This is a genomic window from Amycolatopsis keratiniphila (genome assembly GCF_000400635.2).
In the GTDB taxonomy this organism is placed as follows: Bacteria; Actinomycetota; Actinomycetes; order Mycobacteriales; family Pseudonocardiaceae; genus Amycolatopsis; species Amycolatopsis keratiniphila.
The window spans coordinates 289,564-304,188 of sequence record NC_021252.1 but is presented as its reverse complement, the minus strand read 5'-3'; the positions used below and the strand labels follow the sequence as shown (position 1 = coordinate 304,188).

At 69.9% G+C, this 14,625-nt stretch carries 13 protein-coding genes; 10 read left to right on the top strand and 3 right to left on the bottom strand.

The features are described from left to right. Positions 1-68 precede the first annotated feature (68 nt). The gene (locus AORI_RS42420) at positions 69-884 is read left to right on the top strand and encodes a class I SAM-dependent methyltransferase (RefSeq protein WP_016330741.1); all 816 of its coding nucleotides are present in this window, start codon (positions 69-71) and stop codon (positions 882-884) included. 206 nt (positions 885-1,090) lie between these two features. Here AORI_RS42420 and AORI_RS42415 read toward each other — a convergent pair whose 3' ends face one another. Next, positions 1,091-1,591 carry an FBP domain-containing protein gene (locus tag AORI_RS42415; protein WP_016330740.1) on the bottom strand — a complete coding sequence of 167 codons (501 nt, stop codon included), beginning with the start codon at positions 1,589-1,591 and terminating at the stop codon, positions 1,091-1,093. 84 nt (positions 1,592-1,675) lie between these two features. On the opposite strand from AORI_RS42415, the gene AORI_RS42410 reads away from it, so the two are divergent. Further along, positions 1,676-3,154: an adenylate/guanylate cyclase domain-containing protein gene (locus AORI_RS42410; RefSeq protein ID WP_043847846.1), complete on the top strand. Its 1,479-nt coding sequence runs from the start codon at positions 1,676-1,678 to the stop codon at positions 3,152-3,154. Here AORI_RS42410 and AORI_RS42405 read toward each other — a convergent pair. After that, on the bottom strand, positions 3,141-4,178 hold the full coding sequence (locus tag AORI_RS42405) for a beta-ketoacyl-ACP synthase III (RefSeq protein ID WP_081809620.1): 1,038 nt from the start codon (positions 4,176-4,178) through the stop codon (positions 3,141-3,143). The two genes, AORI_RS42410 and AORI_RS42405, sit on opposite strands and share 14 nt — an antisense overlap. 155 nt (positions 4,179-4,333) lie before the next feature. On the opposite strand from AORI_RS42405, the gene AORI_RS42400 reads away from it, so the two are divergent. Next, positions 4,334-4,807: an Lrp/AsnC family transcriptional regulator gene (locus AORI_RS42400; RefSeq protein WP_016330737.1), complete on the top strand. Its 474-nt coding sequence runs from the start codon at positions 4,334-4,336 to the stop codon at positions 4,805-4,807. A gap of 280 nt (positions 4,808-5,087) precedes the next feature. Then, on the top strand, positions 5,088-5,492 hold the full coding sequence (locus tag AORI_RS42395; RefSeq protein WP_016330736.1) for an SsgA family sporulation/cell division regulator: 405 nt from the start codon (positions 5,088-5,090) through the stop codon (positions 5,490-5,492). A gap of 75 nt (positions 5,493-5,567) precedes the next feature. Here AORI_RS42395 and AORI_RS42390 read toward each other — a convergent pair whose 3' ends face one another. Then, positions 5,568-6,662 (bottom strand): S1 family peptidase, encoded by a 1,095-nt coding sequence (locus AORI_RS42390; protein WP_016330735.1) that lies wholly within the window; start codon positions 6,660-6,662, stop codon positions 5,568-5,570. Between the two features lie 472 nt (positions 6,663-7,134). Between AORI_RS42390 and AORI_RS42385 the strand changes: the two genes are divergently transcribed. From AORI_RS42385 to AORI_RS42360, 6 genes are all read left to right on the top strand, one after another. Then, positions 7,135-10,074, top strand: coding sequence for an ATP-binding protein (locus tag AORI_RS42385; protein ID WP_043848516.1), 2,940 nt, complete (start codon positions 7,135-7,137; stop codon positions 10,072-10,074). A gap of 394 nt (positions 10,075-10,468) precedes the next feature. After that, positions 10,469-11,320, top strand: coding sequence for an ESX secretion-associated protein EspG (locus AORI_RS42380; RefSeq protein ID WP_016330733.1), 852 nt, complete (start codon positions 10,469-10,471; stop codon positions 11,318-11,320). A gap of 31 nt (positions 11,321-11,351) precedes the next feature. Next, positions 11,352-11,762, top strand: a complete 411-nt coding sequence (locus AORI_RS42375; RefSeq protein WP_016330732.1) for a hypothetical protein — start codon at positions 11,352-11,354, stop codon at positions 11,760-11,762. Positions 11,763-11,773: 11 nt separating this feature from the next. After that, positions 11,774-13,750, top strand: a complete 1,977-nt coding sequence (locus AORI_RS42370; RefSeq protein WP_016330731.1) for a WXG100 family type VII secretion target — start codon at positions 11,774-11,776, stop codon at positions 13,748-13,750. Next, entirely contained in the window at positions 13,747-14,076 is a 330-nt protein-coding gene (locus AORI_RS42365) for a type VII secretion target (protein ID WP_016330730.1), read from the top strand. Before AORI_RS42370 ends, AORI_RS42365 begins: the two co-directional genes overlap by 4 nt. Then, positions 14,073-14,597 (top strand): YbaB/EbfC family nucleoid-associated protein, encoded by a 525-nt coding sequence (locus tag AORI_RS42360; protein WP_016330729.1) that lies wholly within the window; start codon positions 14,073-14,075, stop codon positions 14,595-14,597. The genes AORI_RS42365 and AORI_RS42360 overlap by 4 nt, the downstream gene beginning before the upstream one ends. The last annotated feature ends 28 nt before the right edge of the window (positions 14,598-14,625 follow it).

Below are 14,625 nucleotides of genomic sequence, written 5' to 3'. Positions count from 1 at the left end.
GATGGCGCGACAGCCCGCGCACGAGTATTCTTTTCAGAAGTTTGTGAAACTTCTGACGGGGGTGTGCGGTGGAGAAGGTCCGGTTCACCGAAGAGAAGGCGACGATGCTCGCCACGCTGTACGGCCGGGCGCTCGACGCCCGCAGCGAGAGGCCGATCCTCGGCGACAAAGCCGCCGACGAGGCGGTCAAGCAGATCGACTACGACTTCGCCACGCTGGGCGTGAACGCCGACATGGGGCTGACCGTCGCCCTGCGGGCCAAGCCGTTGGACGACTGGACCACGTCGTTCCTCCGGGCGCACCCGGACGCGACCGTCGTCCAGCTCGGCTGCGGGATGGACAGCCGCGTGTACCGCGTCGACCCGCCGCCCACGGTGCGATGGTTCGACGTCGACTACCCCGAGGTCGTCGACCTGCGCGCCCGGATCTATCCCGAACGGGACGCCTACCAGACCATCGGCTCCTCGGTGACGGACTTCGGCTGGATCGACGAGATTCCCTCCGACAAACCCGGTCTGGTGATCGCGGAGGGGCTGACGATGTACCTGCGGCCGCCCGAAGGCGAGGAATTGCTGCGGCGGCTGATCGCGCATTTCCCGCAGGGCGGCGAAATGGTCTTCGACGTCTTCAGCAGGCTCGGGATCAAACTGCAGAAGCTGAATCCCGTGGTCCGCAAAGCCAACGCGACGCTGTACTGGGGCATCGACGAGATCTCCGAATTGGAGCGGCTCGGGCTGACTCTGGTGTCGAAACTCGACTCGACGGATTACGCGACGCCTGAGGTGAAGGACCGGTTGTCCGCCTCGATGCGGGCGCAGTTGTGGATCGCGGGGCTGTTCCCGGCGTTCAAGAAGATGGGGCGGATCCTGCGGTTCCGGTTCTGAGGCGCGGTCGGTTCTATTGAGGGGTGAGGCAAAAGTGTCGTGGTCGCGGGCGGGTCGATGGCGGGGTGAAGGCTCCCTTCACCGCGTCTAATGCAGTGAAGGGAGCCTTCACCCCGGTCGCACATCCGCGCCGACATGGTCGCCGGGCGGTTTCGCGTGATCGGACGGACGACACGCGTGATCGGACGGACGGCAGGCGGTGTACCTCAGCGTGACTCGAGTACCCGCTCCACGAACCGGTGCAGCTTCTCCTCCAGCCGGAAGACGCGTTCTTCGAGCGACAGCGTTTCCGCCGGCTGCGGCACGTCCGACTTCAGCTCGCCGCGGATGTACTGGCTGCACGCCAGATTCGCGCACGCGTAGATGCCGAGCGTGTTGCCTTCGCGCCCGAGCTTCCCGGCGCGGCGGCCGGAGAACAGCGCGATGTCGGACAGCGGATGTGTCGTCGTGCACAGGCCGCACATGTTGCTCAGCAGGACACGGCCCTTCGGCCGGGGAGCGGCGCGCAGGGAAAGCCCGACGGTCTCCCCGCGGTACGGCAGCACGAGATACGCCCGCGCGGCGGCCTTCGGATCGCGCCAGCCGAGGAATTCCCTTTTCTCCCAAGGGATCTCTTCGGGCCGGGCGGGCAGTGTGACCCCTTTGGCCTCGCCTCGGGTGCAGTTCACGAAGGACGCCCTGATCTCGTCCTGGCCCAGCGGTTCCATACCCGCACGGTAGCCACCGCGTCCGGGAACAGGCGAACCGTTTTCCGCCGGAGGTCATACGATCACCGGGTGCGCGGGAAGACGATGTCGAGCCGGTTCCGGCTGGTGCTCAGGACCAGTCTCGGCTTCGCCGCGCTCGGCGTCGGGTCCAGTGTGTGCGGCGCCGGTGTCGTGGCGTTGCTGCTGCTCCTGCAGGGCCTCCCGAGCGAGGTCGGCGATCGCGGGTGGATCCTCGGCGTCACCGCGGCCGGGATCGTGGCGCTGTCGCTGATCGTCGGCACCGCGTGGACGGCTTGGCTGCAGCGGCGCACCGCGGTCTGGTTCGTCTTCGGCCGCCCGCCGACGAAGGCCGAGGCCGAGCGCGCGCTCCGGCTCCCGGTCGACATGGGGATCGTGAGCGGGACGCTCTGGCTGATCGGCACGATCGTGCTCGGTGCACTCGCGCGGGTGCTCGGCTCCTGGATGGACGCGCTCGGGATGGCGCTGGTCATCGGGCTCGGCGGGCTGACCACGGTCGGCCTCACCTATCTCGCCGCGGAATGGGTCGCCCGCCCGGTGATGACGATCGCGCTCAAGGTGACCCCGCCGAAGGGGACGCTCAAGGTCACCGTGCTGACCAGGGTGGTCGTCACCTGGTCGCTGGCGAGCGGGGTCCCGTTCCTCGGGGTGCTGCTGGTGGCCACGCCGCCGGATCTCGGCCAGGGTGACCACGTCGCGAGCCTGATCATGATTTCGGTGATCGGGCTCGGCGTCGGCGCGATCGGGACGGGCCTGCTCGCGAAGGCCGTCGCGACCCCGTTGCACCGCCTGCGGATGGCGCTCGACGAGATCGCCCGCGGCAACAAGGAGGTCGTGGTCGAGGTCGACGACTCCAGTGAGATCGGCCTGCTGCAGACGTCGGTCAACGACCTCGCCGCCGGGCTGCGCGAACAGGAGCGGATGCGGGACCTCTTCGGCAGGCACGTCGGAGACGAGGTCGCGCGGCACGCGCTCGAGTACGGCGCCTCCCTTTCGGGTGACGTGCGCGAGGTGACGGCGCTGTTCGTCGACGTCGTCGATTCAACGGCTTTGGCCAGCCGCACCCCGCCCGAAGACCTGGTGAAGATGCTCAACCGGTTCTTCACCAGCGTGGTGCACGCGGTCGGGGCACGGGGCGGGCTGGTCAACAAGTTCCAGGGTGACGCCGCGCTCTGCGTCTTCGGCGCCCCGACCCGGCTCGCGGACGCGCCGACGGCGGCGCTTTCGGCCGCGCGGGCGATCCGGGACGCCGTCCAGGAGACCGGCGAGCTCGACCTCGGCATCGGCGTCGCGAGCGGCCGGGTCTTCGCCGGTCAGCTGGGCACCAGCAGCCGGTTCGAGTACACCGTCATCGGCGACGCGGTGAACGAGGCCGCGCGCCTGACCGAGTACGCGAAAGCCGCCGGCGGCCGGATCCTGGCGAGCGAAGCGGTGCTCAAAGCGGCCTTGGAGAGCGAGCGTTCGCACTGGGAGCCGTACGCGGAGCTGGAGTTGCGCGGGCGTCAGGAACCGACGCACGCCTGGGCGGCGCTCAGCCCGGAATGACGTCCGGCCAGCGCAGCAACGTCGAACCCCAGGTCAGCCCGGCCCCGAACGCCCCCATCACGACGCGGTGCCCCGGCTGGAGCGCCCCGTCCTTGGCCGCGTCGGCCAGCGCGATCGGGATGGACGCCGCGCTCGTGTTGCCCACCTTCTCGATGTTCGAATACATCACGTCCTCCGCGAGCCCGAGCTGTTTCGCGCAGGTCTGCAGGATGCGGATGTTGGCCTGGTGCCCGATGAACCGGTCGACGTCGCCGACCATCCAGCCCGCGGAATCCAGCACCGCGCGCGCCGACTGGACCATCCGGGCGCAGGCGTGCCGGAAGACGGTCTGGCCCTGCATCACCAGATAGTGGTCACGCGGGTCGTCCGAGCGGCGGTTCTTCGCGCCACCCGCCTCGACCCAGAGCAGTTCGGCGAGTTCGCCTTCGCTGTGCAGGTCGAACGGGCCGAGCGCGCCGAGTTCGCCGGGGTCGCCCGCGCGCAGCAGCACGGCGCCCGCGCCGTCGCCGAAGATCGGCACCGTGCCCCGGTCTTCGGGGTCGATGAGCGAGGTGAAGACGTCGGCGCCGATCACCAGCACCCGCCGCGCGATACCGGCCGCGATCAGCCCGGCGCCGGTGCCGAGCCCGTAGACGAACCCGCTGCACACGGCGTTGACGTCGAAGGCGGCGACGCCGTTCAGCCCGAGCTTCGTCGCGACCTGCGGCGCGCTGGCCGGGCACAGCTGGTCGGCCGTCGACGTCGCGAGCACGACCGCGTCCGCCTCGGTCTCCCCGGCCGAGGCCAGCGCCCGTCGCCCCGCCTCGACGGCGAGATCCACAGTGGACGTCCCGGGATCGACGACCCGGCGCTCGGCGATGCCGGTGCGCGAGCGGATCCACTCATCGGAGGTGTCCAGCCGCTGGGCGATCTCCTCGTTGCCCACCACGCGCGGAGGCAGCCAAGAGCCGAGACCGGCGAGAACGGCCGCCTGAGATGAGGGCACCAAGAAATCCTTTCGCGGGACGAATGGGAGGTCTGCCATTCACTTGTAAGCGCTACCATTCAGTAGACCCGCCAGTTGTGTTCCGGGTCACAATTCAAAGAATTCTCACCTTCGCCCGGCGGCGTGACCGACGCCGCGTGAGGGCGCGATCAAAGAACAGGCGCCGGGGAGAGCCGTCCGGTTAGCCTGACCTGGTGCACACACCCGACCTCGACCGCCTGGACGTCGCCATCCTCGCCTGCCTGCAGTCCGACGCTCGCACGATCGCCGAGCACATCGGGGCGAAGGTGGGCCTGTCGGCGGCGGCCGTGCAGCGGCGGATCAAGCGGCTGCGCGAGACCGGGGTGATCGAACGCGAGGTGGCGGTGCTGTCGCCGCGGGCGCTCGGGCTGTCGATGACCTTCGTGGTGATGGTCGAGATGGAACGGGAGAACCTCGCGGTGCTCGACGGGTTCCGCCGTCAGGTGCTCGCGGACGACAACGTCCAGCAGTGCTACTACGTCACCGGCAACGCCGACTTCGTGCTCGTGGTGACCTGCCGGGACATGGCGGATTTCGAGACGTTCACGCGGCGGATGTTCTTCGACAACCCGAACGTGCGGCACTTCACGACGTCGGTGGCGATGGACCGGGTCAAGACCGGGCTGTCCCTGCCGCTGGAGCCCTGAAGGACGCTTTCCCCGCGTCTCATGCGACGAAAGCGTCCTTCGCCGCATCGCATGCGGGTATGGCGTCCTTCAGCCCCCGATCCAAAGAGGACTGTCCGGCGTCACCATGGGTATCCGCCCGGACGCAAGGGGTCTGTGCCCGGCGTTACACCACTATGGACATATGCAGCCGATAGCGTGAACGTCGCGACAGTCGCGTCATCCGGCCCGTGCCCGGCCATCTCCTCCCCGAGACGAAAAGTTCGCGCCGCGCGAACCACGAGAGCACTGAGGAGTGGCCGTGCACACCGACGCAATTCACCAGAGCCAGTTCGTTCTGCTGAACAACAGCAGCACGCCCGTTCTCTCCCGCCTGTCCTTCCACGCCGGCGAACCCTTCGCGGTCACCGTGTCGTTCCGGACCGAGCGCGGCCGGTGGGTCGAGTGGACCTTCGCGCGTGAGCTGCTCGTCACGGGCCTCACCGACCCCGCCGGGCTCGGCGACGTCCGCGTCCGCCCCGACCTCTCCGAGGACGAGGCGATGCTGACGCTCGAAATCGAGTCACCCGACGGTTATGCGTCGTTCGAGCTGGAGCGTGAGGACGTCGAGACGTTCCTCGAGTCCACCTACGACCTGGTCCCGCTCGGGTCCGAGAGCGAGCACTTCGACGTCGAAGCGCTGATCGAGGAGATCAGCAACGTCTGAGAACTTTCCCGCGGCACGAAAACGAAGGGCGGCCCGAGTGCGCTGGAGGCACTCGGTCCGCCCTTCGTCCTGTGTTCAGCCGAGGACCAGGGAGGTCCCGGTCGCGGACAACGCCGGCCGCACCGGGAAGAAGTAGGTCACCGAGCTGTTGCCGCCGGACAGCATGCCCTGCGCCTGGTTGCCGGCGATGAACGAGCCGCCCGAGTCGCCCGCCTGCGAGCGGACGTTGGTGGCGGTCATGCCGTAGACCGTGCCTTCGGCGTAGCGGACGGTCTGGTTCTTGGCGCCGACGGTGCCGCAGGTCCAGCCGGTGGTCGAGCCCGACTTGCAGACCGAAGCGCCGGTGGCGGCCTCGCTCGAACCACTCACCCGGGTGCCGTTGTTGATGACCCCGCGCGGCGTCCAGTTGCTGTTGACCCGGACGTGGCCGTAGTCGTTCCCGGGGAAGCTGGCGCGGGCGAACGAGCCCATCGCGACCCGGTTGTAACCGGTCACCGTGCCCGGGCCACAGTGCCCGGCGGTGAGGAAGCCGCCGTTCACCGAGAAGCCGATCGAGCACCGCGAAGAGCTGTTGATGTAGTAGGCGTCACCACCGCGGACGTCGTACTTCAGGGTCGGCACCGAAGTGGTCTCGACCACCGCGACGGCGGCCTTGTCCACCTTGGCCTTCTCCAGGTACGAGTCGACGACGCCGCTCTTGCCCGGCAGGACGTTCACCGTCACCCGGTTGGTCTTGGTGTCCACACCCCAGCCGGTGATCGCGCCGTCCGCCGCGCGCTCACTCGCGTTCAGTCTGTCCACAGTGGAATCGAGCTGGGCGGCCGAGAAGCGGACCAGTTCGGCTTCCGCGCCACTGGCGAGGACCTGGCCGAGTTTCGCCGCGTCCGTGACGCCGACGCGGAGCTTGCCGGTGGCCTCGTTGTAGCTCGCGCCGCCGAAGCTGCCGGCGAGCGCCGAGGCGAGTGCCTGTTCGAGCATGCCGGCTGCGGTCTCGCTCTGGATCCGGGCGAGTGCCTGGTCGGCGGTCAGGCCGAGGTCCCGTTGCAGGGCGGGGACCATCTCGGCGTTGAGCAGAGTGTTCGAGGTCGCTGCCGCGGGGGTACCCGTGACGAGCGCGCCGGTGGCCAATGCTGCCGTGGCGGCCACACCGAGGAGCTTCGTGATCTTCATGCTTCTCCCTCGTCATCACGCACGGCTCCGGTTCGCCATGCGATAGCCCTCCCCTGACGGGTGAGGGTTCTGGACTCCGGGGAAGGCCGCAATCCGGATCGGCGCGGGATAGGTATACCCATTCTTCGGGACCCGAATCCCCTGCTCCACGGGCGGCCACCTAGAGCAGGCACCCGGACGGACACGTCCGTAAGTAGGGTTTCGAGTGAATACCTTGCGTAGTCATTGCCACCCCCTGAACGTGGGATGAATCGCCGAATCGGGTTGGTGGCCGATGTTTCGGGTGCCTGGTGATTTTCCAACCGACGATCCGTCAGCCAACCGGTGACGCTGCGTCCCCGAACAGCCTCAGGGGGTGCCCGGGGTGTCCGTGTTGGGTGGTTTACGACCCGGTAGGCAGTGCTTAGGCTCCGCAGGACAACGCACAAGATCGTGTCGGGCTCAGCGGGAACTCCACACCGAGGAGCGCATGATGTGGCTTGCCACCCCTCGCCCGACCTCGGTTTCGGTCCGCGCCGGATCGACGGCATTAGTGGGCCGCGACGTCGAGGTCTCGGCGATCGTGAAGATCCTGCTGCGCCGTCCCGCCGCCGTGCTGATCGAAGGCGAACCCGGGATGGGCCGCAGCAGGCTGCTCGAAGAGCTGGCCGGACGTCGCGAGTTCGCGTCCGCCCGGGTGCTTTCGGGCGCCTGCCAGCCGATGCGCGAGCCGTTCCCGTTCGGGCCGGTGCTCGAAGCGCTGCGCTCGGCGGGCGACCGGCCACTCGGGCCGCTCAGCCCGGTCGCCGGGGTGCTGAGACCCTTGCTGCCCGAACTAGCCGAAAGCCTTCCGCCCCAACCGGAACCGCTCGCCGACCCGTGCGCCGAACGCCACCGTCAGTTCCGCGCCGTCCGCGAACTCCTGATCGCCTGCGGGCCCGCCCTCGTCCTGATCGACGACCTCCAGTGGGCCGACGAAGGCACCCGTGACCTCTTGCGTTTCCTCGCCGCCGCGATGCCCGCCGAGCTGGCCATCGTCGCGGCCTACCGGACCGGTTCCCCCTCCGGGCACGGTGCCGGCATCCCGTTCCGCACCCCGCCGAACGTCCAGACCGCCCGCGTGACGCTGGGCCCGCTCGACCTCGACGCCGTCGGGAAGCTCGCGGAGGAACTGCTGGACCTGCCGAGGGTTTCCGCGCCGTTCACCGCAAAGCTGCACGAAAGCACCGCCGGGATCCCGTTCGTGGTCGAAGAGACCCTGCGGGCGCTGCGGGACGCGGCGGGGCGGTTGCCGATCGGCGAAGTGCTGGGCGACCGTCTGCTGGAAAGCCTCGAAGTCCCGATTTCCCTGCGTGAGGCCATCACCGAACGGCTCGACGCGCTGCCCGAACCCGCCGTCCGGCTCGCCCGCGCGGCGGCGGTGCTCGCCGTCCCCTCCGAACCGGCGGTGATCGGCGAACTCGCCTGCCTCGACGGCGACGCCCTCCGCACCGCCCTCTTGTCCACTTTGGACGGCGGGGTGCTCGGCGAACTCGGCGGCGACCGCTACGGCTTCCGGCATCCCTTGGCCCGCAAGGCCGTCTACGACACGATCAGCGGCCCGGAACGGACTCTGCTGCATTCGCGCGCCATCAAGGTGCTCTCCGAGCAGCCCGCCCCGCCGCTGACCCTGCTGGCGAACCATTCGCGCGCGGCGGGCCGGACCGCACAATGGCGCCACTACGCCGAAGCCGCCGCCGACGAGGCCATCGCCCACGGCGACACCTCGCGCGCCATCGACCTGCTCCAGTCCGTGCTGGCCGAGGCCGGGCTCGGCGAGGACGACATCGCCCGGCTGGCCACGAAGCTCAGCCAGGTCGCGCTACGCGGCTTCCGCCCGGACGTCATCGAGACACTGGAGCGGATCCTCGAAGACCTCACCGACCTGCGCCCGAGCGTGCGCGGGACGATCCGGCTCAGCCTCGGGATGCTGCTGGTCCGCACGATCGGACGGCTCGGCCGCGGCCGGGTCGAGGTGGAGAAGGCGATCACCGAACTGGTCGACGAGCCGGAGCTGGCCGCGCGCGGGATCAACCTGCTCGCCCAGCCGATCGACGGGCTGACCCCGCTGTCCTGGCACGAGGTCTGGATGGACCGGGCCCGCGAGGTCTTCGACCGGATCGAAGACCCGGAGCTGCGGCTCGCGCTGCTCGGCGACCGGATCTCCACCCAGGCGCATATCGGCGACGGCTCGGCCTGGACCGAGTTCACCGAACTGGCCGACCAGGGCGGCGGGGTGGCCGAACGGGTCCAGCTGGCCCGGCTGTGGTGCAACCTCGCCGACGCGCAGTCCTGGGCCGGACACCTGACCAGGGCGGAAAAGCTGGTCACGGAAGGGATCCGCCGCGCGACCGACGCCGGAGCGCTCTACGCCGCCGGCCTCGCGCAGGGCACTAGGGTCCGGCTCGACTGGGTGCGCGGCGACTGGTCCGGGCTCGCGGAGGCCACCGAACAGCTCCGCGACGGCTATCCCGACCTGGGCCCGATCGTCATGGAATGCTCGCTCGTTCTCGGCGGGCTGGCCGCCGTGCGCGGGGAATTCGCCGCCGCGCAACGACATCTGGCCGCGGCGAGCGTGCACGCCCCGGAACACGGGCCCATCCCGGTGGTCCTTTCGGCGGCGGGCGTCCTGATCCGGGTGCTCCTCGCGACGGACGACGTCGACGGGGCGTGCGCGGCGGCCGACAACGCCGTCGCGGCGGCCCGGCGGAAGGGGGTCTGGGTGTGGGCGGCGGCGCTGGTCCCCGCCGCGGCCGAGGCCTACACGCGGGCCGGGCGCTGGTCGGAGGCGGACGCCGTGGTCGAGGAATTCGCCCGCGGCGTCGACGGCAAGGATTCGCCGGTCTCCCGCGTCGCGCTGCTCGCCGGCCGGGCCATCCTGCTCGACGCGCGCGGCAAACATCCCGCCGCGGCAACGGTTTTCGACGAGGCCGCGGCCGGTTACGAAGCCCTGCCGATGCCCTATCAGGCCATCGGCGCCCGCGAGCGGGCGGCGCTGTGCCGTCTGACCGCCGGACGGCTCGACGCCGGCCGTCTCACCGCGGGTGACCGCAAGGCGATCGAGGAGCTCGCGGCGGCCGCGGAGGCCTACGAGCGGCTCGGCGCGACCAGGGACGCCGGCCGCTGCCGCCACCTGCTGCGGGAACACGGCGCGTGGGCGCCTTCGCAGCGCGGGCGGCGCGGCTACGGTCAGGAGCTTTCGCCCCGCGAACTCGAGGTCGCGCGCATGCTTTCCGACGGCCGTACGAATCGCGAGATTGCGGACGGATTGTTCCTTTCGCCGCGTACGGTCGAACAGCACGTCGCCAAGGTCCTGCGGAAACTCGGCGCCCGTTCGCGGACCGACGTGGCCCGCCGGATGACGACCTACGCCCCCGCGGCGGCCGACCGGTAGCTTCGGCCTCCAGGGTGCCGGCTCTCCGTCTGAGGTACATGAAGGCCCCCTTCATGTACCTAGGCGCAAGGAAGGAGGCCTTCACGGACCGGCCCGAAGAAGTCCCTTGTGGACAGTCGCGAGCGTCGTGACGAGCCCCGGAGACGTCGCGAAAGCGGCTTTCGCGACACTCCGGACAAGGCCGGCCCACACCCCCTGCGGCGGCCGACCGGTGACGTGCCGATGGACGGCCGTTATTCCTTTAGGGGCAAGAAAAGTGCCCGATCGGGCACGGTGATCCATTCCATCGTGTTCAGCCGTGTACGTATGGTTCCGTAGGCTCATGCGCTGTGCTAGTTTGTTTTGGCCATTAACAAAGTCGGGGCCCGCCCCCGTGAGGGAGTAGCGCAGAAGCATGGCTGAGCGAGCCGATTTCGCGCTGGGGACGGTCGAGGCGACAGTGGTCGGGCGGGCGCTTGGCGTCGACGCCCGCTTGTTTCCGTTGCGCGTCCAGAACACTTCGATCGACCCGGAGCGCTACGCCGCGATCGTCCGGAAGGTCTACACCGATCTCGAACAGCGCCGCCTGTCGATCAACGGCGAGCTGAACAAGGCCGTCCGCACCGCGTTCGAGCTGCTCGGGAACCACCGGATCACCGTTTCGATCAACGGTATCGACGGCATCGGCCAGGACATCGCCGTCCTCGCGCTCACCGACGGCAGGCAGGCGCTCGGCATCACGCAGGCCCACGGCGAAGACCTCCTGCAGTTCGCGCTCTTCGACGACGAGGAGCTGGTCGAGGTCCTCTCCGGGGTGCTGCCGCGGATGCGCCCCGCGTCGACCGGCCGCCGCACGCTCGTGCAGAAGGAGGAGCGCGCCGTCTCCGCGATGGCCGCGCGCCGCCAGGCCGAAGCCGAGTTCGACGAGGAAGAGACCGACGCGTTCGGCAACCTCCAGTTCACCGGCGTCGTCCGCGCCCGGCCGGAAGCCGCGGCGCCGCGCAACGACGAGAGCGACGTCGAGGTCTTGGAGAAGGTGCTGTCCGGGACCCGCCTCGGCGGCGGATACATCATCGTGAGCGGGATCGGCCGCCGCGGCGAACGGCTCCGGTCGACGCCGTTGAGCTGGCTCGACACCGAAGACGGCCGGTACCTGATCCGGACCGAGACCGACGAGGCCTCCGGCGCCGTGATCGGGCACTACGACCCGGCGAGTCAGTCGGGCGTGGCGAACGCGATCCGGGACGCCATCGCGGACATCTACTGACCCTTCCTGAATCCGGCGAGAGGACCCTCCGTTGACCGAGGAAGCACAAGAACCGCAGCCGTTGATGGCGGCGCGCAAGGTGGCGTTCGCGAGCGCGCGGCTGAAGGAGATGGCCAAGCAGGGCGGCTTCGCCGTCGACGAGACCACCGGCCAGGAGATGATCCGTTCACTCCAGGGTGTGATCGACAGCCTCGAAGAGCGCTGGAGCGCGCTGACCAAGCTGCAGAAGTCGCCGCCGATGAGCTCCACCGCGACCGCCCGCTGGGTGTCCGAGCACATGCACGGCACCGCGACGGACGCGCAGGGTCTGCTCACCCAGCTCCAGGCCGCTCGCGCCGAGTTCCCCACCTACATCGAGGCGATCGAACTCGCCCAGCGGAACTACCGGGAACGCGACGCGGAGAACCAGCGCGACCTGAAGCGGATCGACACCGAGATCTGAAGGAGAGACCCGTGACCGAATCCGAGGAGAAGACGGCGAAGGTCTCCGACCCGAACTCGCCCGATTACGACAAGCTCGACCCGAACTACGACCCCACGGCCGACTCGTCGTCCGACTACTACGTCGGACCGCTGGCGGACGAGGCCGCCTCCGGCGACGAGCTCCGGGCCGGGGCCTCGGCCGGTACGGACCTTCTCTTCAACATCCTCGGCTGGGGTGACAAGGCGCTCAACGGCTTCAAGGACATGTTCACGCAGAAGATGTACGAGGGGCAGCTGGAGAAGGCGCGCGAGGGTCTCGACAAGAACCTGGACATCCGCAAACCCGGCGAGCCGCCGTCCACGATCTGGGCGAACGCCACCCACGAACAGATGCAGACCGCGATCGCGGACAACGCGGATCCGGCCGCGGTGGCCGAGACCTCCGAGGAGTGGATCCGGGCGGGCAACGACCTGGCCTCGCATCAGCGCAACCTGGCGAAGGCGATCAGCGCGAGCACGGCCAACTGGGAGGGCGAGGGCGGCGACGCGGCCCGCGAGCACCTCGCCGGTGTCGGCAAATGGCTCGGCTCGACCGCGAACGGCGCGACGCTGGCCGGGCGGCAGCAGCAGATCCACTCGCAGACGCTCAACGAGACGCAGAAGCAGATGGCGGCGAACCCGCCGGTGGTGTTCAACGTGCAGGAGGCCAACGCCAACCTGCAGAAGATCACCGACCCGTACGTGTACATGGCACAGCTCGGGAAGGACCTCTCCACCTTCAAGAAGCAGCAGGACGCGCGGGACCAGGCCGCGAAGGTGATGACCGACTTCGACACCACGGTCGGCTCGGCGATCGCCACCCCCGCGTTCCCCGCCCCGCCGAAGCTGGCGACGGCGACCAGGCAGCTGCAGGGCAGTCCCGCCGGCGGTGGCGCGGGTTCGCCCGCCGGCACGCTGCGCGACCGGATGTCGCCCGAAGGCGCCGACGGCACCCCGTTCAGCGCGACCACGGACCGGACGCGCCCGGACAGCCTCGTCGCTTCGATGGACGGGACGCCGCAGGGCGGGACCAGTGGCCCCGGTGGTGTGTCACCGTTCAGCTCGCCCAACGGCGGGCCGGGCGGCGGCCCCGGTGGTGGTCCGGGCGGCTTCCCCGGTGGCGGTGTTCCCGGTAGCGGTGGCCCCGGTAGTGGTGGCCCCGGCTCCAGCCCGGCCATGCCCAACATCGGCATCCCGAACGGGCCGACCGGCGGCGAGACGTACAAGCCCGCCGCTTCGTCGGGTCCCCACCTCCCGAACCTGCCCAAGTTCGACGACGGCACGAGCACCACGGGCTACACGCCCCCGTCCGTTTCGCCGCCGTCGTTCACCCCGCCGAACATCCCGATCCCGGAGAGCGGCGGACCGCGGCCCGGCGGCGGTCTTCCGTTCACGCCCCCGAACATCCCCATCCCGAACGGGCCCAACGTGCCCAACAGCGGCGGGCCGAGGCCGGTCATGCCGAACATCCCGCCGATCCCGCGGCCCGGTGGCATCGGCGAGCGGCTCACCGGCCCCTCGTTCCCCGACGGCAACTCGTACAAGGGCACGCCGTACAACCTGCCCAAGCTCGGTGGCATGCCGAACATCCCCGGCGGTGGCGGTACTGGCGGGACCAGCGGCTTCGGCGGCGGCGGTACCGGTGCCGGTGGCGCGGGCGGCGGCGGTCTCGGCGGCGCCGGACGGGCGTCCGGCTCGCTCGGCATGGGTGGTGCCGTCGGCGCGGGCGCGATGGACGCCGAGGCGGCCGCGGCCCGTGCGGCGGGCTCCGGCGGCAAGCCGGGTACGCCCGGCGGCATGGGCCCGATGGGCGGGATGGCCCCCGCCGCCGGCCGGGGTCAGGGCCAGGACGACAAGGAGCACAAGGTCGCCGACTACGTCGAATCCGACGACCCGTCCTTCTTCGCCGCCGACGAGGTCGTGGCGCCGCCGGTGATCGGCGACTGGAAGAACAAGGACTGGAAGTGACGGCTTCGTTCGAGGTCGATCCGGACGACCTGACCGCGCACGCGAGCCATCTCGACGGGCTCGTGGACCGGCTGAACACCGCGCATTCCGCGACCGGTTCGGCGATGTCGGCGGACGCGTACGGCCTGCTGTGCGCGTTCCTGCCGCCGATCGTCAACCCGGCGGGCGAACGCGCGGCGGAGACGATCAAGGCGGCCGCGGAAGGGATCCAGGCGACCGCCGACAACGTCCGCACCGCCGCGAAGTCCTATGTGGACGGTGACAAGACCAACGCGGAACCGTTCAAAGCGGACTTCGCCGCTTTGGACATCGGAGGTAAGAAGTGACCGGCGCGAACGAGCTCGGCGAGCTCATGCTGGACCCGGACGAGGCCCAGCGCAAAATGGATCGGTGGGCGGCGGGGCTGGAAGAGAAGGCCCAGCGGTACGCGGCCGCCCAGGAGCGGACCGAGCAGCTCCGGCTGTCCGCGTCCAGCGCCGACGGCGCCGTGAAGATCACCGTCGGCGCGGACGGCGGCGTGACGGACATCGAGTTCGGGAACAAGGCCAGGACGTACCCGCTGGAGGAACTGTCGCGGGCGATCCTGCAGACCATGCACCAGGCGCAGGCCGGGATCGCGGGCCGGGTCGCCGAGGTCATGCAGGAATCGCTCGGCGACGAGGACCAGGAGACCAGGGCGCTGATGATCGGCACCCTGCGCAGCCGCTTCCCCGAGATCGAGGAGGAAGAGCCGCCGTCTCCGCCGCCCGCTCCCCCGGCGTCGTCCGCCGACACGCCGCCTCCACCGCAGGCGCCTCGCGAGAAGCGTCACGAAGCACCGGACGACGAGGAGAACTCACCCTGGTGAGCTCCTCGTCCCCTGAAACACGAGGAAG

What these genes read in the sequence shown, in the direction of transcription:
- AORI_RS42415 (WP_016330740.1), bottom strand. Translation starts at nt 1,591, where the DNA reads ATGGAACCGCTGGGCCAGGACGAGATCAGGGCGTCCTTCGTGAACTGC.
- AORI_RS42410 (WP_043847846.1), top strand. Translation starts at nt 1,676, where the DNA reads ATGTCGAGCCGGTTCCGGCTGGTGCTCAGGACCAGTCTCGGCTTCGCC.
- AORI_RS42405 (WP_081809620.1), bottom strand. Translation starts at nt 4,178, where the DNA reads ATGGCAGACCTCCCATTCGTCCCGCGAAAGGATTTCTTGGTGCCCTCA.
- AORI_RS42390 (WP_016330735.1), bottom strand. Translation starts at nt 6,662, where the DNA reads ATGAAGATCACGAAGCTCCTCGGTGTGGCCGCCACGGCAGCATTGGCC.
- AORI_RS42385 (WP_043848516.1), top strand. Translation starts at nt 7,135, where the DNA reads ATGTGGCTTGCCACCCCTCGCCCGACCTCGGTTTCGGTCCGCGCCGGA.
- AORI_RS42380 (WP_016330733.1), top strand. Translation starts at nt 10,469, where the DNA reads ATGGCTGAGCGAGCCGATTTCGCGCTGGGGACGGTCGAGGCGACAGTG.